Below are 26,725 nucleotides of genomic sequence, written 5' to 3' on the forward strand. Positions count from 1 at the left end.
AAGCCAGCGGATAACCCATGATTCTGACTGAAACCCAAACCGCAATTCGTGAAACTGTGCGTGCATTCGCGCGGCAAGAGGTCCGCCCGCACGCCGCCGACTATGAGACAGCCGGGGGGTACCCGCCAACGCTGTTCGAGGCGCTTGCCTCGCTTGGTCTCATGGGCATGACAGCTCCTGAGGTGGACGGCGGCGCAGGGGTCGACATGGTCAGCTATACGCTCGCTCTTATTGAGCTTGCGGCGGGCGATGGCGCCCTCTCGACCATCGTCAGCATCCAGAACAGTCTTATCATATCGGCATTGCTCAAGAACGGTAGCGAGGATCAGAAGGCGCGCTTTTTGCCAGGCCTTCTCGCCGGGCGCGCCATTGGTGCGTTCGCGCTCACCGAGGCCGACGCAGGCTCCAATGCTGCAGCCATTCGAACGCGCGCCGTTCGACGAGATGGCGGTTATGTACTTAACGGCAGCAAGCAGTTCATCACTTCCGGCCGTATCGCAAGGTTGGCGATAGTCTTTGCTGTCACCGATCCTGACGCCGGTCGGCGCGGGATCACCGCCTTTCTGGTGCCCACTGACAGAGCAGGCTACGGGGTGGACAAAGTCGAGTGCAAGCTCGGCCAGTCGGCATCGGACACCTGTTCGATCCGTTTCGACGACCTATTTCTCGAAGAAGAGTTACGGCTCGGTTCCGAGGGGGCGGGCTACGGCATCGCACTGGCCAATCTTGAGACGGGGCGCATCGGCATCGCGGCGCAGAGCATCGGTATGGCACAGGCGGCGCTCGAAATTGCCATCTCTTATGCGAAGGACCGCAAGAGCTTCGGCAAGCCCATCATCGAGCATCAGGCAGTCGGCTTCCGCCTGGCCGAGCTTGCGGCGCGGCTGGAGGCAGCCAGGCAGCTAGTCTTGTCGGCTGCGGCGCTGACGGATGCGGGAACGCCTGCGCTGGTCCAGGCTTCCATGGCGAAGCTCGTGGCCAGCGAAACCGCAGAGGCCGTCGTGTCAGGCGCTATCCAGACGCTCGGCGGGTATGGCTATCTCGAGGAATATGGCCTCGCCAAGATCTACCGGGATGTCCGGGTTTGCCAGATCTACGAAGGAACCTCCGACATCCAGAAGCTCGTGATCGCCCGCGCGCTGTGATCGCTCCCGCCCCCTTTCCATCCGCTTTCGGGGATACCAACATGAACATCGTTGAATTGGAATATGAAGGCCGCTCGCAGCGGGTCGTCCGCATTGATGACCACGCTTCCGGCGCGCGCGGTTATATTGTGGTGGATTCCACCACGCTCGGGCCTGCGATGGGCGGATGCCGGTTCTGGCACTATGAGAGCGATGACGCTGCACTCATTGACGCGCAGCGCCTTGCCCGCGGCATGTCGCTCAAAAATGCAATGGCGGACCTCCCGCTGGGCGGCGGGAAGTCCGTCCTCCAGATGCCGACAGGAGATTTCGATCGAACAGCGGTTCTGACCGCCTTCGGGCACGCCGTGAATGTTTTTGCAGGCGACTATCTCACAGCGGAGGATGTCGGTACCGGCGAGAACGACATGCGCGTGGTCCGATCCGCGTCGCCTTTCGTATTGGGATTGCCGGTCGACTCCGGGAAGGCTGGCGGAAACCCGTCACCGTGGACCGCCCTCGGCGTGTTTAACGCGATACGCGCCCTGGCAGAACGGTCAGGACGCGACCTGTCGACCTCGACCATTGCTGTCCAGGGCCTCGGACAAGTCGGGTTCGCGCTTTGCGAAATGCTCAAGGAGGCCGGGGCTTCGCTTATCGTCGCTGACGTCAATCAGACCCGCATGGAAATGGCAGAGGCCAGGGGATGGAAAATCAGCGAGGTGCGAGACATCCATCGCGCTTCCGCGGACGTTTTCGCGCCATGCGCGCTCGGCGGGGCACTTAATGCAACGACGATCGCCGAATTGGGCGCGCCAATAGTTGTCGGTGCTGCCAACAATCAGCTTGCAACTGCTGAAGATGCGCAGAGGCTTCTGGATCGGCATATCCTCTACGCGCCGGATTACGTCGTGAATGCAGGTGGCGTGATCAGTGTCGCCGCCGAATATTTTATTGAGGACGAGGCCGAAGTCCGCGCGCGAGTTGGCGCGATTAGCAGTCGTATCGTCGCAATCGTCGAGCAGGCTGAGACGGAGGGGGTCAGCCCAGCGCTCGTGGCCGACCGAATGGCCCTTGCTCGTATTGCTGAGGCAGAGACTGCTCCTGGCTATCGGACAGCGAGAGCGTCATGATCGAGCCGGATTTTTCGGACCGGGACGGGTTGATCTGGTTTGATGGAACCCTCATTCCTTGGCGGGATGCGCGCATCCACGTTCTGAGCCATGCCCTTCACTATGCCTCGTCGGTGTTTGAGGGGCAGCGCGCCTATAACGGCCACATCTTCAAATTGGCCGAGCATAGCCAGCGGCTTATCGAGTCAGCGCGCGCGCTCGGTTTCGACCTGCCTTGGAGCCGTGAAACAATCGACGAGGCATGTGTCCAGACGATGCAGTCGAACGGCTTAAATGACTGCTACATACGGCCGGTGGCCTGGCGAGGAGCCGAGCAGATTGGCATCGCTGCGCAGCGTACAAAGCCACATCTGGCAATCGCCTGCTGGAAATGGGGCGCCTATTTCGGAGAAGACAAGATCAATAGTGGCCTGCGGCTGGACATCGCCTCCTACCGTCGGCCAGCACCTTACACGGCGCCAGTAAAGGCCAAGGCGGCTGGACTTTATATGATCTGTACCGTGTCGAAGCATCAGGCCGATGACCGCGGTTATGACGATGCGCTAATGCTTGATTGGCGCGGTCAGGTGGCTGAAGCCACGGGCGCTAACATTTTCTTTCTCCGGCAGGGCGTCGTTCATACGCCGCTTCCTGATTGCTTCCTGGATGGAATTACTCGGCGCACGGTCATTGCGATTTTGCGCGATCAAGGGGTTGAGGTCGTTGAGCGCGCTATCTGGCCCGAAGAGCTGGCGCAGTTCGAACAATGCTTCGTGACCGGATCCGCAGCCGAAGTGACACCGGTGAGGGAGATCGGGCCATGGTCTTTTGAGGTCGGTGCCTTCGTACAGGATGTACGCAAAGCATACGCTGATCTTGTTCGGCATGGCCCAGGGAGGTGATTTGAAGTGGCACAAGATCCTATCGTCATCGCATCTTACGCACGCACGCCGATGGGCGCGATGCAGGGGGTGTTCAGCGAAGTGAAGGCGACCGAGCTTGGCGCCATCGCAGTGCGGGCGGCCGTGGAACGGTCCGGCGTCGACCCATCGCAAATAGAGCAGATCATCATGGGCTGCGTCCTCCCGGCAGGGCTTGGCCAAGCACCTGCGCGTCAGACGGCCATTCTGGGGGGACTCGCAGACCATGTCCAGGCAACCACCGTTAACAAGATGTGCGGATCGGGGATGCAGGCCGCCATCATGGCCCATGATGCGCTGGCGGCCGGAGCCGCCGGCATCATCGTTGCCGGCGGCATGGAGAGCATGACCGGAGCGCCCTATTTGCTGGCCAAGCATCGCGGCGGCGCGCGCATTGGCCACGATGTGGTGAAGGACTCGATGTTCCTCGATGGCTTGGAGGACGCGTATACTCCCGGCAAGCTGATGGGTGCCTTTGCCGAGGACAGTGCGCGCGACTATCAGTTCAGCCGCGAGGACCAGGACACTTTCGCCGTTCGCTCCCTCAAGCGAGCCAGGGAGGCACAGGCTAGCGGCGCCTTCGAGCGGGAGATAGTGCCGGTCGAGGTGGCGGGGCGCAATGGTAGCCTGATGGTCACCGAGGATGAGCAGCCCGGCAAGGCCGACGTTGCCAAGATTCCGAGGCTGAAGCCCGCCTTCGCGAAGGACGGCACGATCACGGCGGCCAATGCCTCGTCCATCTCGGACGGCGCCGCGGCGCTCGTGCTGACGCGCGAGAGCATTGCAGCAAAGCTTGGCGTCACGCCGGTCGCCCGCATCATCGGCCATTCCGCCCACGCCCACGCGCCCGCGCTGTTCACCACCGCACCGGTATTCGCAATGCGCAAACTTTTAGAGAAGATCGGCTGGAGCGTCGACGACGTCGACTTGTTCGAAGTCAACGAGGCCTTCGCGGTCGTGGCGCTGATCGCCCAAAAGGAACTGGGCATCGAAGAAGGGCGGCTCAACGTTAACGGCGGTGCTTGCGCGCTCGGCCATCCGATAGGGGCCAGCGGCGCGCGTATACTCGCGACACTGCTTGCGGCGCTCCAGAACCAACACAGGAAACGCGGCATCGCGAGCCTCTGTATCGGCGGCGGCGAGGCGACAGCCATGGCAGTGGAGCTCATCCAATGAAGTTGAATATTGACGTTGCCGCTGTCGTCACTGGCGGCGCCTCAGGTCTGGGCGAAGCGACAGCGCGGGCCTTGGCCGCCGAAAAAGTCATGGTCGCTATTTTCGATGTGAACGAAGAGCGTGGGACCGTCGTCGCGGAGGAATTAGGAGGCAGTTTCCATAAGGTCGACGTGACGTCCGATGATAGCGTGGCCGATGGCTTTGTCGCGGCCCGCGCTGCCAATGGACAAGAACGCATTCTCGTCAACTGCGCCGGCATAGTGATGGGTGCCAAGACCTTGTCACGGGACAGGACCAGCGATGCGATCCAGTCCTTCCCCATGGACAAGTTCGAGCGCGTGGTCGCGATCAATCTGATTGGCGCGTTCCGCTGCGTCACCCGGAGCGCGGCGGGCATGGCGACACTTGCCCCGACGGACGCGGGCGAGCGCGGTGTCATCATCAACACGGCGTCCGTGGCCGCGATAGACGGACAGATCGGCCAGGCCGCTTATAGCGCGTCCAAGGCCGGCATCATGGGGCTGACCTTGCCCGTTGCGCGTGATCTGTCCTCCGAGGGTATACGCATCAATGCCATCCTGCCCGGGATTATGGAGACACCCATGATGGCAGGCATGTCCCAAACCGTGCGGGACGCACTGGGGGCGTCGGTGCCATTTCCAAAACGTCTGGGAAGGCCGGACGAATTTGCCAGCCTTGTGCTGGAGATATGCAGGAACAGCTATCTCAACGGCGAAGCAATCCGCCTTGATGGGGCGATCCGGATGGCTCCGCGCTGAAGCGGGTGAACAATTCTGTGGCATTGCTTCTGCAACTCGGGTCGTAACGAAGCGGGCATTATTCTGCGGGAGACTGATCCACGATTTAAGGCCGTCGCCAACGTGAGGCGGCAGCAAGGAAATATCCCGTTGGAAAAGGGCCTGCAGACGAATTGTCGAGGCACGACTGCAGATACACCGAAGGGGGTAGGATGAAACGAGATGTCGCCAACCCATGCACTGTCTGTATCGCAATCTCATGTCGACTTCGTGCAATCTGTTATAGAATGCCTGCGATCCATATCGGGGACGGATACTCTTCAATCACTTGTGCAGATGCTTACGAGCGAGATGGGATTTCGTTATTACGCGCTGGTTGACCACAACGATATCGATCCATCGAATCCAGATCGGGTGGACATCAAGGACTATCCCGAGCCGATTGCTTATAAACTCTTCGGAAAGCGTCACTACCGCAGAGATCCTGTCATACGTGCCTGCCTGTTCGCAGGCAGTGCCTTCCTCTGGTCTGATTTGAGCAAGATCATTCAATTGGACCGCCGCGACCACGTCAGTCTTGAGCACGGCGCGCGCGAGGGCCTGATCGAGGGCATCACCGTCCCGTACACCCGCCTCGGGGAATGCATGGGCTCCTGCACGTTCGCGGGGACGAGATCATCAGAGCACGCCGGGAAGTATCTTGGAATCGCGCAAACCGTGGGGATCTTTGCTTTCCAAGCAGCGCGAAGACTACTTTCACCAAGCCGTCGTTTAGCTTTGACACCTCGGCTCCATCCACGTCCGCGCGACTGCGTCATATTGGTTGGGCGCGGGTGCTCCAACAAGGAGATTGCGCGTGCGCTTTCCTTGGCTCCGCGAACCGTCGATGGATATCTCACCGAAGCCCGGCAACAGTTCGGCGCACGCGACCGCACCGAACTAGTGGTTAGCGCGGTGCTTGCCGGAGAGATCGGTCTTCACGAATTGCGTCGTCAACCCGAGTAATCGCTCGGTCTATTTTGGCTGGCCTGCTCCTGCTTCCTTGGTGCGTGAGATCCACGACCAGGAGCCCTGGAATGATACACGTAATCGACACCCATATGGCGTCGGCCAACCGGCCGCTGCTGCAGTCCATGTTCGCCGACCGTAAGCGCCTGTTCGTCGACCTGTTCGGCTGGGACGTGCCGGTGGTCGACGGCAGGTACGAGATCGACCAGTTTGACAATTCCCACACCGTCTACCTGATCGTTGCGGACGACGATGGCGGGCACGCAGCGTCCATTCGGCTCTTCCCAAGCACTCAGCCGCACATGCTTGGCACGCTCTTTCCTCATCTCTGTCCGCTCGGCGTGCCCGTCGACGACGGCACTTGGGAAAGCAGCCGGCTGTGCCTGCCGCAGCGCCACGGTGCCGAGAGACGCCGGCTGCTGCGTAACATGCTGTTTACCGCCATGGTCGACGTTGCTATCGAGCGCGGCATCGAGCGCTACACCGGCGTCATCCCCGACCCGTTTCGCAAGGAAGTGCTCGCGATGGGCTGGCAGGCGGAGGCGCTCGGCCCGGCAGTGCGCATCCCCGGTGGTCCGATCGGCGCATTTCTTATCCACGTGGGAGCGGATACACCCGAGCGGCTGCGCTGGACCGGCGTTTATCCGCAGGCTGCCGACCAGGTGTCGGCGTGAGCGCCGCGGTCGATCGCCACGCCGCGATGCTGGCGCGCGACGGCTGGTGCGTGTTCGAACGCGCAGTGGGGCCCGCCGTCATCGCTGGAATCGAGACGGACCTCGACGAACGCTTTTCGGCGACGCCGCTGTGCCAGGGCGCTTTCTACGGCGAGCGCACCAAGCGTTTCGGCGCGCTGTTGACACGGTCGCCCGCGATCGAGTGCCTCGTCATGCACCCGCTGATCCTCGAACTGGTCGAGCAGATGCTGCTGCCGTGGTGCGAGCGGATCGCGCTCAATCTCACCCAGGCGATCGAGATCCACCCCGGCGCCCTACCGCAGCTTCCGCACCGCGATCAGGACATGTGGCAAGGTCCAAAGGGCGAGCTCGAATATCTCGTCAACGTGATGTGGCCGCTGACCACCTTCACGCGCGAAAATGGTGGCACGCGGTTGTGGACTGGCAGCCATTTCGAGCAAGACGTACCAGTCCTCCCAGAGGAGGACGCGCTGGTGCCCACGGTCGCGCCGGGCGATGCCCTCGTCTTTCTCGGCTCGACCCTCCACGGCGGTGGCGGCAACGCCAGTCACGTACTGCGGCGCGGGGTCGTGATCAGCTACTGCCTCGGCTGGCTGAAGCCGTTCGAGCTGCAATGGCTGGTCTATCCGCCGCAGGTTGCCCGGACCTTCCGGTCCGAACTGGCCGCGCTGGTAGGCTACGCCCAGCATCGCCCGAATCTTGGCAACGTCGAGGGCCAATGCCCGTCGATTCTGCTCGCCGACAGCGTTCCTGGCCATCTGCCGGCGATCGACGCGCTCCGTCCCGACCAGGAGGAAGCCGCCGCGCTGTTCGTCCGATCGCAGATGGGCGAGCTCGGCTGAGGCTGGCGGCGTGATTGTGCCGGACCCCGACGCGTATGATGCCCTCGCCCGGCGAGGTCACTCCGCGCTGGCGTGGGAGATTCTCCGTCGCGATCCTGCCTATCGCGCAGCCTATGATCGCCTGCCGGCTCTTCCAGCTACCGGCGCCTCCGCCGATCCCGCGTTCACTGCGGACTGGGGGCTGCACTTTCCCTGAAGACCCGCAGCTGAGCTGCGCCCTCGTCCGGCCGATGTGGTCGGCGATCGCGGACCCGTGCGTGATCGCCGTCCGGGTCGGCCCTGTCGAGCACGACGGTGCGCGCGTCTTCGATGCATCCGACCCCGCGGTTCGCGTGCTGCGCGGTTCTGTCCATGAGCATCTACTGGTCGATCGGGACGACATGGCCATTCGGCTCGACGTCATCGTTGGCACCGTACTGGCCGGGCAGGTCTCTCTGCGTTTCGACCTGCCGGACGATCACCATTTGGAGGCGCAGCTTGCCGCGATCCGCGCCTTCACATCGGCGGTTCCACCCGGCCGGCGACATCTACAGCTTGCTCGCCGGGTCCATGCGCTCCATGCAACGGATGCTCGCGATGATGGCGCCAGCCTGCGCGAGATCGCCGACTTGGTGCTCGGACCGGGCGAATGGCCTGGAGACGGTGAATATCGAAAATCCATGGTACGGCGGATGCTTGCCTCAGGTGATCAAATGCGTCGCGATGGGCCTCGCGCGATACTCAGCGGCAGACTCAGCCCGCCGGATCGGTCAACGCAGTCTCGTCAAAGAAATCGCGGGGATGCATGCTAAGCGCTTCGCTCAATCCCCATAGACTGTGCAACGTAATGTTCTGTTCGCCCCGCTCGATCGCCCCGACATATGCGCGGTCGACACCCATTTTCTCCGCCACCGCCTCTTGGCTGAGATGGACAGCTCGACGCCGCCGTAGGACGTTTGCCCCAACGAGTTTTTTGATGTCCATCCCGAGGTTAGAGGACATTCGCGTATTTTGATGCTACGCATTATAATACGCGGAAAGTCATGAACTCTGGTCGAGGAAGGCGCATTTTGGACAGCATCCGCAATTGTGCGCCGACTGGCGACGAGGTGGTTGATTATGATCGTCGTAATCTGGCGCTCTATGCCGCGTTGATCGAAGCCGCGGACGCCGGTCGCGGCTGGCAGGAAACCGTAGCCGACGTGATGCGGCTTGATCCCACTGATCTGGACGCCGAGGCTTGCTGGCGCTCGCATTTGGATCGTGCCCGCTGGATTGTCGGTGATGGAATGGCCGCTGCCTTGGAAGCCTTTGGCAAAGGGCGAACCCCGATAGTCTGAAGATTGGATCTGGCGCCTCGCGGCAGAGCCGCGACCGCGCTCTACGGCTCCAGCAGAACTGCTTGCGCCGCCGAGCCCCTGGCGGGTCTCGTAGGGTCGACGCGGAGCGCCTCTTCGAGGACGTTCCAGCGCCTCCCCCCGAACCGTGCTTGCACCTTTCAATGCACACGGCTCTCCATTCCGCTGGTCAACCGGCCGCCGTGGAGATGGACGTGGCATGAGCGACACAGAACGATAGTTCCGCGCCGCCGAGCCGATTGTTTCCACGCCGTCATCGGTCCGCGCCGCTTGTCCTTCAGCCTGTTGGGATGATGCGCTTCGAACGGACCATCAACATCGCCGCAGCTCTCGCATTCGCGTGCGCTGAGGCGTGTGATGATATCGTTCGTGCTCAGCGCAAGGCGTGAGCCGACCGTGGTGTTATCCACGACCGACCGTTGCCAAGGCCGAACGTTCAGGTGCTTCAACCTCCAGAGCATCTGGACCCGCAGTTCGCCCCGAACCATGGTTTTCACGCCATAGTCCGTCCCCAGTTTCAGATTTGCCATGGCCCGCGCCCGCGTTATGCGCTGCCGCGCCGCGATGGTCGCCAGCAGGCTCCTGAACATGACGAGTTCAAGGCCGTCGAGCGAGCTTTTCACGCCGTCTGCGATCGCATAATAATTGGCGAGGCCACGTAGCTCCGAGTTGTAGGCAATGACCATTTCCGCGACACTGGAGTCGAGGAACTGCGGACGTACCCGGCCATTCCTCAGATCGAGGTTGCCGAGTTTCTTGCGCCTGCAGAACCCATAGACCCGAGACCTCGGCACCCACAGCTTGATATTGCCCCGCGTTGGTCGGCGACGGACACGACGTGATCCGCCACCGACCTTCGACCGCCCTGCCATTGATCCGGCAGACCGCAACGTGAAGGCGCAAACGTGGAAGCCAAGGAACGGCGATCCCTTCGATGCATCACTGACCCGCGTCTTCTCCGGTGACACTTCAAGGTTGAGCCGATCACGAAGGAACGCTTCGATTTCAGCCCTGATCCTTGTTGCATCAGCCTTGCTGCCGATTACACCGACGAGAAAGTCGTCGGCGTAGCGACAATAGCGCAGGCGCCGGAAGTCCGGGTCCATTGGATCGACAGACGGACATGCCCGCCTTTCTTTCGTGACTGCCTTGATCCGCTTCAACAGGTTACGAACCTTGGCATCGTCCGCGCCACCGGCGCGGAGCGCATCGATCTCGGCACGATAATCAGCGATCTGGCGAGATAGACGCGTGTAGGCAGGATTTGCCCTGCGCGTTTTTCCCTGATCGAAGCCGACCCGCATTTCCTCCATGAACTCATCAAGCTCATGGAGATATATGTTGGCCAGCAAGGGCGAGATTACGCCGCCCTGAGGGGTGCCGCTATAGGTCCGCTCGAACGTCCAGTCGTCCATGACGCCCGCCTTCAACATCCGTTCGATCAGACCGATGAACCGAGGGTCATCGATGCGTTTCGAGAGAAGCCTAAGCAGGATGTCATGGTCGATGTTGTCGAAGAACCCGCGAACATCCACCTCGATCAGCCATTTCATGCCTGTCCAGGTATTACGGATCTCTTCGAGCGCCGTATGGCACGAGCGCCCCGTGCGGAACCCATGACTATGCTTTGAGAACACAGGATCATAGATTTGCGCGAGGACGATTCGAGCCGCTTCCTGAACAATGCGATCATCGACCGTAGGGATGCCCAATGGGCGCATTTTGCCATTGCCCTTGGGGATATAGACCCGTCTGACCGGTCGGGGGCGGTAAGTGCCATCGGCCACCTGCCGGGCGAGATTGGCTAACCTCTCAAGCGTCATGCCGTCGAAGCTTTGCCCGTCAACGCCCGGTGTCGCTGCACCCCGGTTCCGGGACACTTTGACATAGGCCCGTTCGTAGAGATGCGACGATCTCAACAAGCGGTGAAGACCATTGACCCGCTTTCCCGCCCGCGACAGGGCCGGAAGAGTCTCGAGCCTTCTCAGGATAATAGCGGCCTGCATCAGCAGTTCCTTTCCATCGATTGGTCGAGTTACGCAGAACTGCCGTCCTTCCCCCGCACCGGGCGGATTTCACGGTCGATCACTCGCCGCTTGTACCGCCGGTCCGTCCACCTCGCGGTGGCTGTCCCGGCCATTACACCGGGCATTCGAGTACTATGACGGCTCCGTCGCCATGCAGGTCCGATACGCTGGCCTGTTTAGGCGATCCCGTAGTTGCACGAGGAGGAGTCGCGATGCGTTTAGGTGCCCCGTTCGTTTCCTTGATCCCCTGACCGGGGCCGCGCCGTGCAGACTGGCGGCGATTCGCTAGGCCGCGCTCCTCGCCCTGCACGAAATGGCGTGTCATCCGCGTTCGCCATCGCTCACCTATTAACCGCTGGAAACTGGGATTCAGACAATCCAGTCTTCACCATGCGCACCTTGCCCGGAGGTCAGCCGCCCGACTGCGGAGTCAGGCTTCGATCCCTTCACCGACATGCTATGGTCCCGTTTCCCTTTCGGAATCTCAGCCGGCTCATCACCAGCACCGGTAAGTCGGTCAGGCAGAAACTGTGCCAGTAAGTTTCGTTCGGTAGAACACTCCTTTCTTCTCGCGCCACAACGGCGCACGGCCTTCGGTGACGATCGCTGGCGTGGCCGCGGACGCCGCGCCGACGCGCGGCGGTATTGTCTGTGCCTCTCCCGGTACGGCGGGTGCGGGCGGCGCTCCCGGCTAGGCCCGACGCGGGCGAAGCCAACCCCTTCGGGGTGCTCCACTGTGTTCCGCCCGTTGGTGTCTTCGCCCGCTCGAAGCCGGGCCTCTTGGTCGCGTCTCGCCGCCCACCCCCGCCTTCCGGGGAGGCTTGCTGCTTTTTGGGTGGCGATGGAGGACCGCGATGCGCAAAGCTGCCAGCCGCCGTGCCCGCCGAGAGGTTGCGGGCGACAATCATCAGACCGAGAAACGTGCCAACCTCAATGACGAGGTGACCGCCCGGATCGTCGCCGAGCTTGAGGCCGGGCGGTTTCCCTGGGTCCAGCCTTGGGGACGAACCGGCGGAACTGGTCCCGGCCTGCCGCGCAACGCCCGCACCGCCCGGACCTATTCGGGCGTCAATATCCTGATCCTGTGGGGCGCGGTCATCGAACATGGCTGGCCTTCGCAAAGCTGGCTGACCTTCCGGCAGGCGCAGGAGGCGGGCGGCTGCGTCCGCAAGGGCGAGCATGGCGTGACCGTGTTCTATGCCGACCGCTTCACCCCCGAAGCCGAGAAGGAACGCGCCCAGCGCGACGGCGACGAGGCCCGCGCCGTGCCCTTTCTGAAGCGGTTCACCGTGTTCAACGTCGGGCAGTGCGAGGGCTTGCGCGCCGGACTGGCGTCCGATCCCGCGCCGCTGCCCGAACGCGAGATCGTGCCCGTTGCCGAGGAAGTCATCGCGGCCTCAGGCGTCGATTTCCGCATCGGCGGGTCCAAGGCATTCTACGCGCCCGACCCCGATTTCGTGCAGGTGCCGCCGCAACCCGCCTTCTTCGATCAGATCAACTATTACCGGACCTGCCTGCACGAACTGACCCACGCGACCGGCCACCCCAAGCGGCTCGGGCGCGACTTGAAGAATGCGTTCGGCAGCAAGGATTATGCGCGCGAGGAACTGGTCGCCGAGATGGGATCGGCCTTCCTCTGTGCCGCGCTCGGCATCGTCCCCACCGTCCGCCATGCCGACTATATCGGCTCTTGGCTGGAGGTTCTGCGCGAGGACAATCGCGCGATCTTCCGCGCGGCGAGCGCCGCCACCAAAGCCGCCGACTGGCTGCTCGCCCGGCATCGGGAAGCCCAAGAGGCCCGCGTGCAAGGGAGGATCGCGGCATGATCCTCCTGACCCCCGATCTTCGCTTCGCGCTGCGCGTGAACGCCATCAACCACCGCGCCGCCCAGCGCGACGAGAAGCCCGAACCCGACCCGGTTCCTGTCCTGAAACTGTTCAATCCGGTGGGCGCAGCGACATGGCTGGCGACCGAATTGGATAGCGACGACGACACCCTGTTCGGCCTCGCAGACCTTGGCTTCGGATGCCCCGAACTCGGCTATTTCAGCCTGTCCGAGATCGCTTCGGTTCGTCTGCCGTTCGGCCTCGGCATCGAGCGCGATATCGGGTTCGAGACGCCGCACAGCCTAGCGGTTTGGGCCGCTGCCGCCCGCCGAACCGGATCGATCCTATCGGCTCAACAGCTACTCCGCAGCACCGGAGCCAACCAGCTTCCGCCCCGAGGCGGATGACGCAGGCGGCCGTTTGCCGCTCATCGTAAGCCGATCCGCCAAACCCGGAAAGAGCGACGGACCGGCACTCACAAGGAGTGAAGTCATGAAACTCGAATTCATCGACATTGGCAACATCGACGACAGCGCCGTGAACATGCGCCACGGCAAGAAGGCTCCCGATGTGTCCGACATCCTGCCGACCGTGCGCAAGCGCGGCATCATCGTCCCCGTCATCCTGCGCCCCGGCGTCGCCGAAGGCCGGTTCGAACTGGTCGCGGGGCGCAGGCGCGTCCATGCCGCCCGGCTCGCGCGGGCCGACGAGTGCGCGGATCCCGAGCTTGGCCGGGTGCCGTCCGCGATCATGGAGGCGGGCGACGATGCTGCCGCGCTCGAAGCCTCGCTGATCGAGAACTTGGCGCGGCTCGACCCCGACGAGGTGACACAGTGGGAAACCTTCACCCGGCTGGTCAAGGAAGGCCGCGAGGTGGACGACATCGCCGCCACCTTCGGCCTTCCCGACCTGACCATCCGCCGCGTGCTGGCGCTCGGCAACCTGCTGCCGCGCATCCGCCAACTTTACCGCGAAGAGAAGATCGACCGCACCACCGTCCGCCACCTGACCCTTGCCAGCAAGAGCCAGCAAAAGGCGTGGCTGGCGCTCTACGACGACCCCGACAACTACACGCCGACCGGCCATCAATTGAAGGCGTGGCTGTTCGGTGGGCAGTCGATCGCGGCGAAGGTCGCGCTGTTCGACCTCGCCACCTATGCGGGCGCGACCGTCGCCGACCTGTTCGGCGACGACCGCTATTTCGCGGACCCCGAGGCGTTCTGGACCGCGCAGAATGAAGCCATCGAGGCACGGCGGACGGCCTATCTGGAGGACGGCTGGAGCGATGTCGTGATCGTCCCGGCGTCCGAGCATTTCCATTCGTGGGAATATGAGAAGGCCCCCAAGCGCAAGGGCGGGCGTGTCTATGTCGATGTCCGCTCGACCGGCGAGGTGACCTTCCACGAAGGCTATCTGACCCGCAAGGAAGCCCGGCGCGCTGCCAGCGGGGACACCCCGGAGGGGCCAAAGCCGCAGCGCCCGGAACTGACATCGACCTTGCAGACCTATGTCGATCTGCACCGTCACGCCGCCGTCCGCGCCGCCCTGCTGGCCCGACCCGAGGTGGCGCTCCGCTTGATGGTCGCCCACGCCGTGGTCGGCTCGCACCTGTGGCGGGTGTCCCCCGAGCCGCAGACCACGCGCAACGACGAGGTGCGCGAAAGCCTCGAGGCCGCGCGCGGCGAGACGGTGTTCGACGAGCGCCGCCGCGCCGTGCTCGCGCTGCTCGGCTTCTCGTCAGAGGAGCCGACCGTCACCGGGGGAAACGGCGACGACTATGGCGTCGCAGGCGTGTTCCTGCGCCTCGTCGAGCTTCCCGATCCCGCCGTCATGGAGGTGATCGCGGTCGTCATCGGCGAAACGCTGGCGGCGGGCAGCGCCGCCGTTGCGGCGGTCGGCACCGAGATCGGCATCGACATGGCCGATTGGTGGCAGGCGGACGAGGCGCTGTTCGGCCTGATCCGCGACCGCGAGGTGCTGGGCCGGATGGTCGCCGAGGTGGCGGGAGAGACGGTCGCCAGCGCCAATGCGGGCGAGAAGTCCAAGACCTTGAAGCGGATCATCGCCGACCATCTGGCGGGCAATGACGGACGCCCCAAAGTCGAGCGCTGGGTGCCGCGCTGGATGCAATTCCCGTCGAGCGCCTATACCACGCGCGGCGGCGTCGGCACCGTCGCGGCCCACGCCAAGGTCGATGCCGCGCGCGATGTCGCGACCGCGCCGGACCCCGAGGAACAGCACGAGCCGTTCGCCGAAGCGGCGTGATTGATTGCGGGCGGGGGAAACCCCGCCCGCTATTCGGACCCCCAAAATTCGGCCGCGCGCCTCCGCCGTTCCGGCGTCGGCGCGCGGATTTTTGTGTGTCTCTCTAGGAGTTCGCCAAATCGATGCCGTCTGGCTATGATCCCGGCCGGGGGGGGCATGGGCGATTTGGGCGGAGTTCAAGGAAAAGCCGTTCGAGACCTATTTTCTCGCGGAGATGGCCCGCCGGACCAGCGTCCTCTTCTCACCCGATCAAACAGACGAAGGCATCCTCGGCTTCGACGGCGCATTCTTCGTGCCCGACCCCGACTTTCGATTCCTCTTCCCCTTCATCCGGTCCCGCCGCTGGCCCCATTTTGCCGGCATGTCCGCGTCGGAGATCGACCATTTCGGCCAAGCGCTCGACGCGCGCCTGCCGCCGTTCAACCTCAATCTCTTCGTGCAATATAAGCGGCCCGAATGGATGCGACGGTCTAGCGCAACCGAATGGGCGAGCTGGAACGCGGCCTATTACCGCTACACGATCGACCCCAAGCAGCAGGGCCTGCTCGAGAAGATTCTCGCCACCGCCGCCGGCCGCGCTGCCGTCGTTTATGCCTCCCCCGCTTTCTGGGCGAATAGCGACCTGTTCGCGCTGGCAGGGTCCAATAGCATCATCGCGAGCAGCAACATCGCGAGCGCCGACATGCTGACCGGCCACGACCGCTTCACCTATACGGTCCCCGGCGGCCACGGGATCGCCCATTCCGAGCCGGAAAATATCGAAGGCCCGTCCCTCGACGCCATATTCGCTGGCGCCGCCGACAACGAGCGGCTGCCCTTCAGCAAACATGTGAAGGCAACCGCCAACCTGATTGAGCGCGGCCTCGACGAGGGTTCGACCGACTACGCCCTCTGGCAGTCGGCGCGCGAGGCGATCCTCGGCGGCGACTTCGCCGATGCTTTTCCGCGCGCCCGCGGCACCTGGATCGACGCCGTGGTCTCGATGATGGCCTTCTCGCAGGCATCCGAAATCCGCATCGCGGCGGTCGGCACCAACGAATAAAAGGAGGGTGTCAGCGCAGCCGCGCACACCAGCCGGGCTTCGGCCGACCGCGCGGCCACCAGCCGCAACGCCCATCCGAACCAGTTCTGAGCCGAGGTCGCGGCCATCGGGCATGACGGTCGCGACAGTGCGGTTATAGCTGCGGCCGATCCGACGAAAAGTCACGTCGCGGCCCGTGAGCAAGGACGTCGCCTGATCTTTCGCGCGCAATCCGAGCTCAACCTCGCCAGCGCATCGGGCCTGTTCGCGATGTGTTTCGGGGGCATCGATCCCCGCGATCCTGATCCGCTCCCCGCTTTCCAGCCGGAACGTGTCGCCGTCCGTGACCCAGGCGACTCGCCCCGAACCGTCATGCTTTGCTGCACTGGCGGATTGGGCAGGCGTTGACGCGCTAACCAGCGCGAGGATCGCAAAGACACGAGACATGGTCGCGATTATCGCGGTTCTAAATGCCGCTTGCCGAGCAACGACCACTCATTCAGACCTCCCGCACGCCGACTGCCGCCCTGAGCGGACCTCTCATCCGGCGGGTCTGGCGGGGTCCGCCGGTCCCGCAACGACGTCGCCGACCTTCTTCCCCGGCTCGGTAACCCTCGCCTTCCTCGCGAGGCAAGAAGCCCGGCTTTGGCCGTCCTCCGCTTCGCTTCGGCCTTGCGGTGCGGGACCGTGCTCCGCCCGCCTGATCGACCGCCTGTCGAGGCCGCATCGGGCGGCATCGCATCAATGAAGGAGGTTATCATGGCACAGATCGGCAGCTTCACTCGCGGCGAAAACGGCATCTACACCGGCGAAATCCGGACCCTGACGCTTCGCGTCAAGGCGACCATCCGGCCCTGCGAGCGCGACAACGACAAGTCTCCCGACCACCGGGTCAGCGCGAACGGCGTCGAGTTCGGTGCGGCCTGGACCAAGGCGGCGCGCGAGACCGGCGTGGAATATCTGAGCCTCAAGCTCGACGATCCCTCGTTCCCGGCGCCGATCTACGCGACGCTCAGCCAGGGCGACAACGGCGAGCACAAGCTCATCTGGTCCCGCTGAACGCTCCGGCCCCGCGCGCCGAGCGCGGGGCCGAGAATCTCGGGTGTGTCGAAAATGGCCTGCCCGATTCCGACACTCCCCGTTCGATGCCGCGCCCGCCATTCCCGGGGCCGTGGATGGCACACCGCCGTCCGAAACGAGCACCGGACAGCCAAGATGGATAGTGACGACGACATCTCGCGCGCGAACCGCGCCAAACGCGGCTCCCCCTATCTCAATACCGATCAGGCGGCGGCCTATCTGAAGATCTCGGGCCGCTTGCTGCGCCGCTTGCGGCGCGCTGGCAAGGGGCCGGTTTTCCGCCTCCACAGCCGCTTCGTACAATATCATATCGACGACCTCGACGCCTGGTCCGAGGCGCAGGCAGTCGGGGGGAAGCGCCATGACTAGGCGCTCGGATCGCAGCGCCGAACTGCCGCTTCTCGCATGGGGCGACCAGCTCCGCGCCGATCGCGCGAAGCGCCGTCGGCTTGGTCATCGCATCGCGATCATCGGAGCCGGTATCGCGATTCTCGGGCTGACCATTGCTTTTCCGCCATCGCCGCGCCTCATTTGGAATGCCAGCGCCAGTGCCCCGGTCGGACTCTATGCCGTGACGCCGGGCAGCGAAGTCGACCCTGGCGACATGGTGATCGCAAGGCTGCCCGATCCGTGGCGCAAATTGGCGGCCAGCCGCCGCTATCTCCCGGCTAATGTGCAGCTCGTGAAGCGTGTCGCGGCCGGGCCGGGCGATGAGATTTGCGCGCTCGGACAGGAGATTTTCATCAACGGCCAATGGGCCGCCGAGCGGACCGCGGCCGATCCGCGCGGGCGTCCGATGCCCTGGTGGAGCGGCTGCAAGCGGCTACGCGGACACCAGTTCTTCCTGCTGACGGCGCGCAGCCCGGCATCGTTCGACGGGCGCTATTTCGGGCTCAGTGAGAATAGCCAGATCATCGGCAAGGCGCGTCCGCTATGGACGCGCTGAAGCGGCTGGCAACGGCCGCGCTGATGCTGGTCGCGGCGCCTGCGCACGCCGACGAGGTAGGGCGCTGGACGATCTATATCGACGAGGCATCGGCCCGCTTCGGCATACCGACCAGCTGGATCGAGCGGGTCATGCGCGCCGAAAGCAACGGCCTGACCATGCTCAATGGTCGGCCGATCCGCAGCCGCGCGGGCGCGATGGGCGTCATGCAGCTGATGCCGGCGACCTGGGCCGCGATGCGCGCGCGGCTGGCGCTCGGCTCGAACCCGGACGATCCGCGCGACAATATCCTGGCCGGCACCTTCTATCTGCGGCTGATGTACGACCGGTTTGGCTATCCTGGGCTGTTCGGCGCCTATAATGCCGGTCCGGGTGCTTATGCAGAATGGCTCGCCGGAAAGCGCCGCTTGCCCGGCGAGACAGTTGCCTATCTCGGCACGGTCGGCGGTGTGCAGCGACCGCGCCAGCCTGTCGAAGTCCCAGCTCCACCGCCGAGCCTGTTCGTGGTGCGGCGGGACAGTTCCGGCCAGACCAGAGTCCCCGCATCTGCCAGCCAGCAGGTGTCGTTGTTCGCGGTTCGCAAGGACGTGCCATGATCGCGGGCGGTGGTAGGGCTCGTCTCGACAGGCCCAGCATGACGGCCGCCAGAGCGGCTCTCAAGGCCCGTGGGTGCCCCCCAATTTGCTGCGCAAATCGGTTCCCCCCACGTCCGCTTCGCGGCGCTGCGCTTCGCTCCGCGGCCCTGACAGCCGCTCCGCCACCCGTCTTCTCCACGCTGTTCTCGATGATGGGAACGCAAGCGATGGAGATCATCATGACCATGTTTCAACCCATATCGGTGGCGGCGGATCGCGTGATGGCGGCGCTGGTTTCGGGGCTGGAGATCGAGTTCGGGCACGGTACCGGCGAGGCCTTGGCGCATCGGTTTCTGGAGGCTGAGGAGAGCGACTTCCTCTGGGATGCACGAGAAATGGAGCGCTGGATCGGCGCTTTCGAGAGCATCGATGATGACGAAATCGATCTCGATCGGGTGCGGATTTTTGGGCGACTGGATGGCAAATGGTTCATCGCGGTGATGATCGTCGATGGCGACGGAAACCCTCACGGACTGACGGGCAAGCGCGAATTCGGGCGGCGGCACCAGGCATTAGCGGCGTTCGCGGATGCCTGATCGCCACATCATTTCAGGCCGAGTCACGGTGCCCGATCGGCATCGTGGCCCGGCCTTCTTTTTGATCCGAGCAGAGGGATCGGGAGAGGAAGAAGGAAAAAGGCGAAAGCAAGAGAAAGGCAATGCCTCGGGGGCATTGCTAAGTGTTTGTCTGCACATCGTTTTTTCACGAGACATGCCGCGCTGCGCACGAGACATGCTCGTGAAGATTGGCGGAAATCCGCCATTTTTGTTCGGCAATCGCGAGATTCACAGGCCTGCAGGGGCTCAGCGATGAGCGACGACGAGGATTTCACCCCTCGGCTCGGCCGGCAGCGACAGCGGAGCGGCAAGAAGGCCCGGCGCTACCTTGGTCGCATCGTCGGCGCCGCGATCCGATCGGCCGAGAAGGGCGCGATCAGAAGTCGGCGGTTCGACGGCAGTCGGATCGGCCGCGGCGCCAGCATGGGGCGGCTGCTTTCCAGCCGCGATCGATTCGGCGGCTTGCGCACGCGGCGCGCAGTCGTGAAGACCCGGCTCGTGCGCATCGGCGCGAAGGGCATGCCAGCGGCGCGCGCTCACCTGCGCTATATCCAGCGCGACGGCGTCACGCGCGAAGGTGCGCCGGGTGAACTTTATTCGGCCGAGCAGGACACGGCCGATGGCCAGGCCTTTCTCCAGCGCTGCGATGGCGACCGCCACCAGTTCCGCTTCATCGTCTCGGCCGAGGACGGGTCGGAATATCCCGACCTCAAGCCGTTCACCCGCCGGCTGATGGCCCAGATGGAAATCGATCTCGGGACAAGGCTCGACTGGGTCGCGGTCGACCATTTCAACACGGCCCATCCGCACACCCACATCATGCTGCGCGGCGTCGAGGAAACCGGGCAGAATCTGGTCATCGCCCGCGAATATATCGCGCATGGCATCCGCGAGCGTGCGGCCGAACTGGTGACGCTCGATCTCGGGCCGCGAACGGATCAGGAAATCGAGTCAAGGCTTCGTCACGATATCGGTGAGGAGCGGATGACGGCGATCGACCGCCGCCTGATCCGGTCGATGGACGCCGATCGCCTGGTCACATCGGCAGACCGCGATCCCTTCCAGCAATCGCTCCGGGCGGGCCGGTTGCAGAAGCTCGCCAGCATAAGCCTCGCCGACGATGTCGGCGGTGGTCGCTGGCGCCTCGCCGACGATCTGGAAGGGACGCTGCGAACGCTTGGCGAGCGAGGCGACATCATCCGGACCATGCAGCGCGAACTGACCGCCCGGAATCTTCAGCGGCCGTGGATCGGGCGAAGCCTGTTCGGAGCGGGGGAAACCGATCCCGAGCCGGTCGTCGGCCGCGTGATCGCGCGCGGTCTCGCCGACGAGCTCCGTGACCGTCACTATCTGCTGGTCGACGGTGTCGATGGTCATGCCCATTATGTCGATATCGGGTGGGGCGACGCGGTAGCGCCGATCCCGGAGGGCGCGATTGTCCGCGTGTCGGCGCGAAGCATGGAGGTCAGGGACGCCGATCGCGTCGTCGCCGACGTGGCGGTAGCGAATGGCGGGCGATATTCGGCCGACCTGCATCTGCGGCATGACCCCTCGGCCACGCAGGCCTTCGCCGAAACCCATGTGCGGCGGCTTGAGGCGATGCGGCGGGCGGGCGCCGGCGTTGAGCGCGAGCCCGACGGAAGCTGGAAGATTCCCCCCGACCATATCGATCGTGCCGCCGCTTATGAGGCACGCCGTCATCGGGACCAGCCGGTCGAGGTGGAGACTCTGTCGACGCGACCACTGGACCAGCTGCGTGGAGCCGATGCGGCGACTTGGGTCGATCGGGAGTTGGCATCGCAATCTCCGCTGCCGATCCGTGACGCCGGCTTCGGGCGCGAGGTCCGCGCGGCCATGGCAGGCCGGCGGCAATGGCTGGTCGAGCAGCAGCTCGCGGATGTTGACGGCGACCGTACCCGGTTGCGGGCGAATGCGATCATGATGCTCCAAAGGCGGGAATTGTTGCGGGAGGGCGAAACGCTTTCGAGCGAGATCGGAAAGCCGTTCGTCGAGGCTCGCGTCGGCGAGCGGATCGAGGGGACCATCACGCGGCGGATCGAACTCGCCAGTGGCCGGTTGCCGAACGCGTACTCGGCAATGTGGTCTCGTCCGGCATCAAGGTGATGGTGCTCGCCGTGATCGTCGGCATCGGCTCGAACTTCTTCACCGAGTTCACGAGCGCCTTGCAGGGCCAGGAGCCCGACATCGCGCAAGCCATGAGCCTTACGCTCGCCAGCCTGACCATCTTTGGCCTCGGCATCTTCGGCCCCGGCATCGCGTCGGGCCTGATCTCGGGCGCCCCGCAACTGGGCGCGGGCGCAGCGCTTGGCACAACTGTCGGCGCCGCCGGAATCACCATGCTCGCAGGCGGTGCGGCGGTCGGAGGCGCACGCGCCCTCGGCGGCGCTGTGCTCGGCGCAGTTCGCGCGGGCACTTCGATGGGATCGGCCGCCTCGACTGGCTATGGGCTTGGCAAGGAAACCGCCGCGGCGCCGACAGTGGGCGCGGGTCTGGGCGGTGTGGCGCGCGCCGCGGGCAACGCCGCGCGAGATCGCGTTTCCAATGCCTTCGGTCTCCGCGAAGCTGCCACGCAAGGTCGCGCTGCCGCATGGAACGCGCTCAATCGCACTGGCGGCGATCCGGCTCCATCGGCCGCAGCCGACGACGGGGCACCCGGCTGGGCTCGCGCCATGCGCAACCAGCAGGCCGCCCGTCACCACCGTAAGATCGCGCTCCACACCCTCCAGCAAGGCGATCGCGGCGGCGCCTCCGCCACCCCCGACATCAAGGAAAGGGACGACTGATGATCTTCAAGCGCGCCGTCCAGCGCTATGGACGAACCCCGGAGCCCGAGACGCCCTATCAGCGGGCTGGCCAGGTCTGGGATGAACGCATCGGCTCCGCGCGCGTCCAGGCACGAAACTGGAGGCTGATGGCGTTCGGTTGTCTGGCGCTAACCGGCGGCCTGTCCGCGGGTGTCGTCTGGCAATCGATGCAAAGCCGGGTGACCCCCTATGTCGTCGAAGTCGATCGGCTCGGCGAGGCGCGCGCGATCACCGAGGCCGAAGCCGGCTATCACCCGACCCGATCCCCAGATCGCGTGGCACCTGTCGCACTTCATCGCGCATGTTCGGAGCCGGTCGCTCGATCCGGTCCTGACGCGGCAGAACTGGCTCGAGGCCTATGACTTCACCACCAAGCGGGGCGCCCAGTTCCTCGGGGACTACGCGCGCGGCGCCGATCCCTTCGCCAATATCGGCGAAAAGACGGTCTCGGTGCAGGTCACCAGCGTGGTGCGGGCGTCCGACCGATCGTTCCAGGTCAAATGGACCGAGACCGCGTATGAGCGGGGCGCCGAAGCGGGGACGTCCCATTGGACCGCGATTCTGACGGTCGCGATGAAGCCGCCGAGCGATGCCGACAAGCTCCGCCGGAATCCGCTCGGCGTCTATGTCGATGCGGTCGACTGGAGCCGCGAGCTCGATCCGCCACAGCCGCCGCGCCCATCCGCGCCGGCGACCTCCGCGCCGCCGGTGCCAGCCGCCCTGCCGCTCGGATCGCCGCTCGATCCCAACCTCGCTGCGCCCGCGCAGCCCAGCACGGAGACCCGTACATGAAGATGATCCTTACCGCAGTGGCGTTGGCCCTTTGCGTCACGTCCGCAGCCGCCCAGAATGCCGGGGCGCCACTACCGGCAGCGCCCGCCGCCGACAAGCAATCGGCTTCGAAACCGCCCGTCCGTCATCCGCTGGTCAGAAAGCGAGTCAGTCCGGCGGTGGCTCGAGTGGCAAACGCCAATCGCGCAGCGACGCAGCAACCGACCGCGCAGGCTTTTGTGAACGCCGTACAGGTCTATCCCTTCTCTGACGGCACGATCTACCAAGTCTACACCGCGCCCGGCGCCGTCACCGACATCGCCCTCCAACCGGGAGAAAATCTCGTAGCGGTCGCTGCCGGCGACACGGTCCGCTGGGTCATCGGCGACACCACGAGCGGGGCCGGTGCGGACAAGCGGAAGCATATATTGGTGAAGCCGTTCGCCTCGGGGCTTGCGACGAACATCATCATCACAACCGATCGGCGCAGCTATCACCTTCAGCTCACGGCCACATCGCGGACCGCGATGGCCGCCTTGTCCTGGATCTATCCGGCCGATCAACTGATTGCGCTTAGACGTGCTGCCGAGCAGGCGGCCGCAGCAGCACCGATCTCGGAAGGGCTCGCGGTCGACAATCTGCATTTCAATTACACGGTGAGCGGTGACCGGGCGGCATGGCGACCGCTCCGCGCGTTCGACGACGGGCGGCAGACCTTCATCGAGTTTCCTGCCAGCCTTGCAGTTGGCGATGCGCCTCCGCTCTTCATCGTCGGCCCGACCGGCGAGGCCGAGCTGGTCAATTATCGCGTCCGGGGCCGCTACTATATCGTCGATCGGATATTCGATGTGGCGGAACTCCGGCTCGGCACGAAGAAGCAGCAGATCGTTCGCATCACCCGCGTCGCCGAAGGTCGTCAGGCCCGGAAGGGCAAGCGCGCATGACCGAGGCTGTTATTGCGCCCACCCGGAAAGTGGATCCGGAGACGCTGGCGATCCGAGCAAGACCGGCGCGCGCCATCCGCTTTCGCCGGGGCGTCATCGTCGCTATTGCCGCGCTGGGTTCGGTCAGCCTGATGGCGGTGGCCTGGGTCGCCCTCAAGCCGCGCGTGTTCGGCTCGATAGCAGAGCGACAGGAACTGTCCGAACCGAGCAATCGGCCCTCGACGGACTCGCTGAACGGTTTGCCGTCGACCTACGGCGATGTTCCCAAACTCGGCCCGCCGCTACCGGGGGATCTCGGTCGGCCAATTCTCGAGCACCAGCGTCAGATCGCTGCGGAGACCGGTTCGAGCGTGGATGTCGCCGGCCAAGCGGCGGCGCAGGAGCGCGAACGCCGGCTGGCAGGACTAAAAGCTGCGCGAGAGTCCGGTGTCCTGGTGCAAGGGTACACGACATCGCCGCCCACGCCGGCGGCCGAAGCCACGGCGATCCCAGCCCCGGCATCGACAGGAACTGACAGCCCGGCACTCGATCCGGATCGTGATCCCAACGCGCAGGGACGAAAGGCCCAATTCGTCGGCACGCTCGATAAAAGCGGCGACGTCAATCCGCATGTGCTGGCCGCCGCACCTTCGCCGTATCTCCTGTCCGCGGGCTGCGTGATCTCGGCGAGCCTGATCACGGGGCTTCGGTCCGACTTGCCCGGCCTTGTGACCGCGCAGGTGACCAGCCCGGTGTTCGACAGTCCCACTGGGCGTATTCTGCTGATTCCCCCAGGATCGCGGCTGATCGGCAGCTACGACAGCGTCGTGGCCTTCGGTCAGAAGCGCGCGCTGGTCATCTGGCAGCGCATCATGTTGCCCGATGGCAGCTCGCTGCGGATCGACAATGTGCCCGCGACGGATGCGTCGGGCTATGCCGGCCTTCAGGACAAGGTTGATTTCCACACTTGGGCGCTGCTCAAGGGCGTCGCGCTTGCGACGCTGCTGGGCATCGGGTCGGAGATAACCGTCGGTGGCGAGAGCGATCTGGTCCAGGTCATCCGGGAGTCGACGCAGCAAAATGTGTCGCGGGCGGGCGATCAGCTGACCTCGCGAAACCTCAATATCCAGCCGACGATCACGATCCGACCAGGCGCAACCGTCAGGCTTGTCGTCCACAAGGATCTCATCCTTGCTCCGTGGCGCGAATAGGAGTCATCCGATGCCCGAATTGAAGCTGGCGAAGCTCCCGGATCGGACGCCAATCAAACTCGCTATCGCCGTCACGCCTGACCTTCACCAGATGCTACAACAATATGCCGCCCTTTATGCCGAGGCTTACGGCCGGGAGGAGGCTATTACCGACCTTGTGCCCGCGATGCTGACGGCATTCCTCGAAGGTGATCGAGGGTTTTTGAAGGCGCGCAAGGCTGCCGAAGATTAGGGCTCGATGACGAAGGAGGATTACCTCTGGACGCCGAGGGAGTTAGCAAAGTTCCTGGGCTATTCCGAAAGCACCATCTGTCGGATGGTATCGCAATGCCCCGAAAAGCTACCGCCGCGCGTCGCGACGCTGGCGCGACCTAGGTGGCTACCTGAGGTCGCTCGGGAGTGGGCAAGGGTCAGCAGCGATTTGCCGATAGGCCGCGGAGGGCGCCCACGCATAATCCGGTAAGTTATCAGGCCCGGATCCGCCCTTTCATTCATCTCGCTTTTGGAACGCTTCACAGCATGCTCAGGGAATGGCAGTGTGCCAAACTGTGCCAAATCCCCGAAATTATCCTTTGTTTTCAAAGGATATTGGTGCGGTCGAGAAGACTCGAACTTCCACGGCCTTTCGGCCACAACGACCTCAACGTTGCGCGTCTACCAATTCCGCCACGACCGCACTGTTCATGATAGAGCCGGACGGACCGGCAACTGGCAGGCGCAGGCCATTAGCAAAGGCGTCGGGACCATGCAAGTCGCGAAAATCTTTTATTGCCTGCGATCCAGAAACGGTGCCCGAAACCGTCAATGTCCGCTGTCGACGAAGCCCAGCGACAGGTTCTCCGCGTTCTTGGGAATATCGAGGCGGCTCTCGTTGATCGACGCTTCTTCGCCGGGTTTGAGCTTGGGCTTGTCGGCCTTTGTCGTCCAACTGAACACCAGCCTGCCTTGCTTGTCCCGCAATTCCACCAGCACCGGCGGCACGGCTTGCAAATTCTCGCCGCTGTTGACGATCCGCGCACTGAACGCGAAATATTCTTCGCCAGTGGGAAGCTTGCGACGCTCGGCAGGCTTGGCGAGGTAGAAGAGCAGGTCCGGCTCCTCATTGTCCGCCGCCAGCCCCAGGCTCACGGCCCAGTTCGGTGTTCCAAACACGTAGAGCGCTGCCCCGGCCGCGCTCACCAGCAGGAAGAACAGGATCGCGACAGTCATCCAGATCTTGGCAGGATTACGCCGCGGCCGGAAAGGCGGCTCGGGCGCGAAGCTGTCGAACACAGTGCGTTCAGCAGCCGTCGCTTCGGTCTCCGTTGTCGACGTGATCGGCTTGCCCGCAGGCGGTGGCGCATAAATGTCCTCCTCCGCCACAGATTCAGTTGTGGCAGGAGCGAGAGAAGCGTCTTCAACGGGGGGCGATGCCATGGCGCCGCTATCTTCAGGCGCCGTTTCCACAGCCGGGGGCAAGGTCGGCTGCTCGGCCGCCGACGGCGTACTTTCCGGAGCCGTTTCGCGGGGCGGCAGCGCTGCCGGTTCCTGGAACCAGCTATGTTTGCAGGAGGCGCATCGCACCTGGCGACCGCTGGCCCCGATGGCGCTGTCGGGCACGATATAGCGCGTGGCGCATTTGGGGCAATTAAGGATCATTACGCTTCATAAGCATCCTAGGGAGTCG

28 protein-coding genes, 1 tRNA gene and 3 pseudogenes are annotated in these 26,725 nt (G+C 64.1%); 26 read left to right on the top strand and 6 right to left on the bottom strand.

The features are described from left to right. Nucleotides 1-17 precede the first annotated feature (17 nt). The 10 genes from C1T17_RS04725 to C1T17_RS04765 all read left to right on the top strand — a co-directional run bounded on the left by C1T17_RS04725 (nucleotide 18) and on the right by C1T17_RS04765 (nucleotide 8,426). The gene (locus C1T17_RS04725; RefSeq protein ID WP_104952455.1) at nucleotides 18-1,145 is read left to right on the top strand and encodes an acyl-CoA dehydrogenase family protein; all 1,128 of its coding nucleotides are present in this window, start codon (nucleotides 18-20) and stop codon (nucleotides 1,143-1,145) included. 41 nt (nucleotides 1,146-1,186) lie between these two features. Then, the gene (locus C1T17_RS04730; RefSeq protein WP_104952456.1) at nucleotides 1,187-2,257 is read left to right on the top strand and encodes a Glu/Leu/Phe/Val family dehydrogenase; all 1,071 of its coding nucleotides are present in this window, start codon (nucleotides 1,187-1,189) and stop codon (nucleotides 2,255-2,257) included. Continuing rightward, entirely contained in the window at nucleotides 2,254-3,138 is an 885-nt protein-coding gene (locus C1T17_RS04735; protein ID WP_104952457.1) for a branched-chain amino acid aminotransferase, read from the top strand. Before C1T17_RS04730 ends, C1T17_RS04735 begins: the two co-directional genes overlap by 4 nt. Nucleotides 3,139-3,144: 6 nt before the next feature. Then, entirely contained in the window at nucleotides 3,145-4,332 is a 1,188-nt protein-coding gene (locus C1T17_RS04740; protein WP_104952458.1) for an acetyl-CoA C-acyltransferase, read from the top strand. Then, on the top strand, nucleotides 4,329-5,111 hold the full coding sequence (locus C1T17_RS04745; protein ID WP_104952459.1) for an SDR family NAD(P)-dependent oxidoreductase: 783 nt from the start codon (nucleotides 4,329-4,331) through the stop codon (nucleotides 5,109-5,111). The genes C1T17_RS04740 and C1T17_RS04745 overlap by 4 nt, the downstream gene beginning before the upstream one ends. Before the next feature lie 201 nt (nucleotides 5,112-5,312). Then, nucleotides 5,313-6,095, top strand: coding sequence for a helix-turn-helix transcriptional regulator (locus C1T17_RS04750; protein WP_104952460.1), 783 nt, complete (start codon nucleotides 5,313-5,315; stop codon nucleotides 6,093-6,095). A 71-nt stretch (nucleotides 6,096-6,166) separates the two neighbouring features. Next, nucleotides 6,167-6,772, top strand: a complete 606-nt coding sequence (locus C1T17_RS04755) for an acyl-homoserine-lactone synthase (RefSeq protein WP_104952461.1) — start codon at nucleotides 6,167-6,169, stop codon at nucleotides 6,770-6,772. Beyond that, nucleotides 6,769-7,635, top strand: coding sequence for a phytanoyl-CoA dioxygenase family protein (locus tag C1T17_RS04760; protein WP_223262801.1), 867 nt, complete (start codon nucleotides 6,769-6,771; stop codon nucleotides 7,633-7,635). Before C1T17_RS04755 ends, C1T17_RS04760 begins: the two co-directional genes overlap by 4 nt. A 10-nt stretch (nucleotides 7,636-7,645) precedes the next feature. Continuing rightward, a complete protein-coding gene (locus C1T17_RS21180) occupies nucleotides 7,646-7,831 on the top strand; it encodes a transcriptional regulator domain-containing protein (RefSeq protein ID WP_189338496.1) in 186 nt (61 codons plus the stop codon). A 34-nt stretch (nucleotides 7,832-7,865) separates the two neighbouring features. After that, nucleotides 7,866-8,426, top strand: coding sequence for a DNA -binding domain-containing protein (locus C1T17_RS04765; RefSeq protein WP_189338497.1), 561 nt, complete (start codon nucleotides 7,866-7,868; stop codon nucleotides 8,424-8,426). Here C1T17_RS04765 and C1T17_RS04770 read toward each other — a convergent pair. Then, nucleotides 8,368-8,616, bottom strand: a complete 249-nt coding sequence (locus C1T17_RS04770; RefSeq protein ID WP_317617068.1) for a helix-turn-helix transcriptional regulator — start codon at nucleotides 8,614-8,616, stop codon at nucleotides 8,368-8,370. The genes C1T17_RS04765 and C1T17_RS04770 overlap by 59 nt on opposite strands. A 68-nt stretch (nucleotides 8,617-8,684) precedes the next feature. Between C1T17_RS04770 and C1T17_RS04775 the strand changes: the two genes are divergently transcribed. Then, nucleotides 8,685-8,954, top strand: a complete 270-nt coding sequence (locus C1T17_RS04775) for a hypothetical protein (protein WP_104952463.1) — start codon at nucleotides 8,685-8,687, stop codon at nucleotides 8,952-8,954. Between the two features lie 158 nt (nucleotides 8,955-9,112). Here C1T17_RS04775 and ltrA read toward each other — a convergent pair whose 3' ends face one another. Both ltrA and C1T17_RS20950 read right to left on the bottom strand, forming a co-directional pair. Continuing rightward, nucleotides 9,113-10,978: a group II intron reverse transcriptase/maturase gene (gene ltrA, locus C1T17_RS04780; protein WP_104952464.1), complete on the bottom strand. Its 1,866-nt coding sequence runs from the start codon at nucleotides 10,976-10,978 to the stop codon at nucleotides 9,113-9,115. Between the two features lie 133 nt (nucleotides 10,979-11,111). Beyond that, on the bottom strand, nucleotides 11,112-11,324 hold the full coding sequence (locus C1T17_RS20950; protein ID WP_145958955.1) for a hypothetical protein: 213 nt from the start codon (nucleotides 11,322-11,324) through the stop codon (nucleotides 11,112-11,114). Between the two features lie 529 nt (nucleotides 11,325-11,853). On the opposite strand from C1T17_RS20950, the gene C1T17_RS04785 reads away from it, so the two are divergent. From C1T17_RS04785 to C1T17_RS21555, 4 genes are all read left to right on the top strand, one after another. After that, a complete protein-coding gene (locus C1T17_RS04785; RefSeq protein ID WP_104952465.1) occupies nucleotides 11,854-12,825 on the top strand; it encodes an ArdC family protein in 972 nt (323 codons plus the stop codon). After that, nucleotides 12,822-13,232: a DUF2958 domain-containing protein gene (locus tag C1T17_RS04790; RefSeq protein WP_104952466.1), complete on the top strand. Its 411-nt coding sequence runs from the start codon at nucleotides 12,822-12,824 to the stop codon at nucleotides 13,230-13,232. The genes C1T17_RS04785 and C1T17_RS04790 overlap by 4 nt, the downstream gene beginning before the upstream one ends. An 85-nt stretch (nucleotides 13,233-13,317) precedes the next feature. Beyond that, entirely contained in the window at nucleotides 13,318-15,090 is a 1,773-nt protein-coding gene (locus C1T17_RS04795) for a ParB/RepB/Spo0J family partition protein (RefSeq protein ID WP_104952467.1), read from the top strand. Between the two features lie 214 nt (nucleotides 15,091-15,304). Then, on the top strand, nucleotides 15,305-16,132 hold the full coding sequence (locus tag C1T17_RS21555) for a hypothetical protein (protein ID WP_223262965.1): 828 nt from the start codon (nucleotides 15,305-15,307) through the stop codon (nucleotides 16,130-16,132). Nucleotides 16,133-16,252: 120 nt separating this feature from the next. Here the strand turns inward: C1T17_RS21555 and C1T17_RS21560 are convergent. Next, nucleotides 16,253-16,558, bottom strand: a pseudogene (locus C1T17_RS21560) (thermonuclease family protein); the annotation flags it as partial. Between the two features lie 312 nt (nucleotides 16,559-16,870). On the opposite strand from C1T17_RS21560, the gene C1T17_RS04805 reads away from it, so the two are divergent. The 11 genes and pseudogenes from C1T17_RS04805 (at nucleotide 16,871) to C1T17_RS04855 (ending at nucleotide 25,291) form a co-directional block, all read left to right on the top strand. Continuing rightward, complete coding sequence (locus C1T17_RS04805) at nucleotides 16,871-17,170, top strand: DUF736 domain-containing protein (protein ID WP_104955000.1); 300 nt, start codon at nucleotides 16,871-16,873, stop codon at nucleotides 17,168-17,170. Nucleotides 17,171-17,326: 156 nt separating this feature from the next. Next, nucleotides 17,327-17,560, top strand: coding sequence for a helix-turn-helix domain-containing protein (locus C1T17_RS04810; RefSeq protein WP_104952469.1), 234 nt, complete (start codon nucleotides 17,327-17,329; stop codon nucleotides 17,558-17,560). Then, a complete protein-coding gene (locus C1T17_RS04815; RefSeq protein WP_104952470.1) occupies nucleotides 17,553-18,137 on the top strand; it encodes a S26 family signal peptidase in 585 nt (194 codons plus the stop codon). Before C1T17_RS04810 ends, C1T17_RS04815 begins: the two co-directional genes overlap by 8 nt. After that, complete coding sequence (locus tag C1T17_RS04820; protein ID WP_104952471.1) at nucleotides 18,125-18,733, top strand: lytic transglycosylase domain-containing protein; 609 nt, start codon at nucleotides 18,125-18,127, stop codon at nucleotides 18,731-18,733. The genes C1T17_RS04815 and C1T17_RS04820 overlap by 13 nt, the downstream gene beginning before the upstream one ends. Nucleotides 18,734-18,951: 218 nt before the next feature. Then, nucleotides 18,952-19,308, top strand: coding sequence for a hypothetical protein (locus tag C1T17_RS04825; protein ID WP_223262802.1), 357 nt, complete (start codon nucleotides 18,952-18,954; stop codon nucleotides 19,306-19,308). 273 nt (nucleotides 19,309-19,581) lie between these two features. After that, on the top strand, nucleotides 19,582-21,453 hold the full coding sequence (gene rlxS, locus C1T17_RS04830) for a relaxase/mobilization nuclease RlxS (protein ID WP_223262803.1): 1,872 nt from the start codon (nucleotides 19,582-19,584) through the stop codon (nucleotides 21,451-21,453). Continuing rightward, nucleotides 21,405-22,133 (top strand): annotated as a pseudogene (locus C1T17_RS04835) (type IV secretion system protein); the annotation flags it as partial. The gene rlxS and the pseudogene C1T17_RS04835, both read left to right, overlap by 49 nt. Before the next feature lie 27 nt (nucleotides 22,134-22,160). Further along, nucleotides 22,161-22,946 (top strand): annotated as a pseudogene (trbF, locus tag C1T17_RS04840) (conjugal transfer protein TrbF); the annotation flags it as partial. Continuing rightward, nucleotides 22,943-23,869 carry a P-type conjugative transfer protein TrbG gene (trbG, locus tag C1T17_RS04845; RefSeq protein ID WP_189338498.1) on the top strand — a complete coding sequence of 309 codons (927 nt, stop codon included), beginning with the start codon at nucleotides 22,943-22,945 and terminating at the stop codon, nucleotides 23,867-23,869. The pseudogene trbF and the gene trbG, both read left to right, overlap by 4 nt. Next, nucleotides 23,866-25,059, top strand: coding sequence for a TrbI/VirB10 family protein (locus tag C1T17_RS04850; protein ID WP_104952473.1), 1,194 nt, complete (start codon nucleotides 23,866-23,868; stop codon nucleotides 25,057-25,059). Before trbG ends, C1T17_RS04850 begins: the two co-directional genes overlap by 4 nt. Nucleotides 25,060-25,069: 10 nt before the next feature. Beyond that, nucleotides 25,070-25,291 carry a DUF2274 domain-containing protein gene (locus C1T17_RS04855; protein WP_104952474.1) on the top strand — a complete coding sequence of 74 codons (222 nt, stop codon included), beginning with the start codon at nucleotides 25,070-25,072 and terminating at the stop codon, nucleotides 25,289-25,291. Nucleotides 25,292-25,648: 357 nt separating this feature from the next. Here C1T17_RS04855 and C1T17_RS04865 read toward each other — a convergent pair. Continuing rightward, nucleotides 25,649-25,735, bottom strand: a tRNA-Leu gene (locus C1T17_RS04865). A gap of 125 nt (nucleotides 25,736-25,860) precedes the next feature. Then, nucleotides 25,861-26,697 carry an MJ0042-type zinc finger domain-containing protein gene (locus C1T17_RS04870; RefSeq protein WP_104952476.1) on the bottom strand — a complete coding sequence of 279 codons (837 nt, stop codon included), beginning with the start codon at nucleotides 26,695-26,697 and terminating at the stop codon, nucleotides 25,861-25,863. Between the last annotated feature and the right edge of the window lie 28 nt (nucleotides 26,698-26,725).

The organism is Sphingobium sp. SCG-1, assembly GCF_002953135.1.
In the GTDB taxonomy this organism is placed as follows: Bacteria; Pseudomonadota; Alphaproteobacteria; order Sphingomonadales; family Sphingomonadaceae; genus Sphingobium.

Bases quoted from the DNA above. Each gene is read 5' to 3' on its own strand.
- C1T17_RS04725 (WP_104952455.1), top strand. From the start codon at position 18: ATGATTCTGACTGAAACCCAAACCGCAATTCGTGAAACTGTGCGTGCA.
- C1T17_RS04730 (WP_104952456.1), top strand. From the start codon at position 1,187: ATGAACATCGTTGAATTGGAATATGAAGGCCGCTCGCAGCGGGTCGTC.
- C1T17_RS04735 (WP_104952457.1), top strand. From the start codon at position 2,254: ATGATCGAGCCGGATTTTTCGGACCGGGACGGGTTGATCTGGTTTGAT.
- C1T17_RS04745 (WP_104952459.1), top strand. From the start codon at position 4,329: ATGAAGTTGAATATTGACGTTGCCGCTGTCGTCACTGGCGGCGCCTCA.
- C1T17_RS04750 (WP_104952460.1), top strand. From the start codon at position 5,313: ATGTCGCCAACCCATGCACTGTCTGTATCGCAATCTCATGTCGACTTC.
- C1T17_RS04755 (WP_104952461.1), top strand. From the start codon at position 6,167: ATGATACACGTAATCGACACCCATATGGCGTCGGCCAACCGGCCGCTG.
- C1T17_RS04765 (WP_189338497.1), top strand. From the start codon at position 7,866: ATGTGGTCGGCGATCGCGGACCCGTGCGTGATCGCCGTCCGGGTCGGC.
- C1T17_RS04770 (WP_317617068.1), bottom strand. From the start codon at position 8,616: ATGTCCTCTAACCTCGGGATGGACATCAAAAAACTCGTTGGGGCAAAC.
- ltrA (WP_104952464.1), bottom strand. From the start codon at position 10,978: ATGCAGGCCGCTATTATCCTGAGAAGGCTCGAGACTCTTCCGGCCCTG.
- C1T17_RS20950 (WP_145958955.1), bottom strand. From the start codon at position 11,324: ATGACACGCCATTTCGTGCAGGGCGAGGAGCGCGGCCTAGCGAATCGC.
- C1T17_RS04785 (WP_104952465.1), top strand. From the start codon at position 11,854: ATGCGCAAAGCTGCCAGCCGCCGTGCCCGCCGAGAGGTTGCGGGCGAC.
- C1T17_RS04790 (WP_104952466.1), top strand. From the start codon at position 12,822: ATGATCCTCCTGACCCCCGATCTTCGCTTCGCGCTGCGCGTGAACGCC.
- C1T17_RS04795 (WP_104952467.1), top strand. From the start codon at position 13,318: ATGAAACTCGAATTCATCGACATTGGCAACATCGACGACAGCGCCGTG.
- C1T17_RS21555 (WP_223262965.1), top strand. From the start codon at position 15,305: ATGGCCCGCCGGACCAGCGTCCTCTTCTCACCCGATCAAACAGACGAA.
- C1T17_RS04805 (WP_104955000.1), top strand. From the start codon at position 16,871: ATGGCACAGATCGGCAGCTTCACTCGCGGCGAAAACGGCATCTACACC.
- C1T17_RS04810 (WP_104952469.1), top strand. From the start codon at position 17,327: ATGGATAGTGACGACGACATCTCGCGCGCGAACCGCGCCAAACGCGGC.
- C1T17_RS04815 (WP_104952470.1), top strand. From the start codon at position 17,553: ATGACTAGGCGCTCGGATCGCAGCGCCGAACTGCCGCTTCTCGCATGG.
- C1T17_RS04820 (WP_104952471.1), top strand. From the start codon at position 18,125: ATGGACGCGCTGAAGCGGCTGGCAACGGCCGCGCTGATGCTGGTCGCG.
- C1T17_RS04825 (WP_223262802.1), top strand. From the start codon at position 18,952: ATGACCATGTTTCAACCCATATCGGTGGCGGCGGATCGCGTGATGGCG.
- rlxS (WP_223262803.1), top strand. From the start codon at position 19,582: ATGAGCGACGACGAGGATTTCACCCCTCGGCTCGGCCGGCAGCGACAG.
- trbG (WP_189338498.1), top strand. From the start codon at position 22,943: ATGAAGATGATCCTTACCGCAGTGGCGTTGGCCCTTTGCGTCACGTCC.
- C1T17_RS04850 (WP_104952473.1), top strand. From the start codon at position 23,866: ATGACCGAGGCTGTTATTGCGCCCACCCGGAAAGTGGATCCGGAGACG.
- C1T17_RS04855 (WP_104952474.1), top strand. From the start codon at position 25,070: ATGCCCGAATTGAAGCTGGCGAAGCTCCCGGATCGGACGCCAATCAAA.
- C1T17_RS04870 (WP_104952476.1), bottom strand. From the start codon at position 26,697: ATGATCCTTAATTGCCCCAAATGCGCCACGCGCTATATCGTGCCCGAC.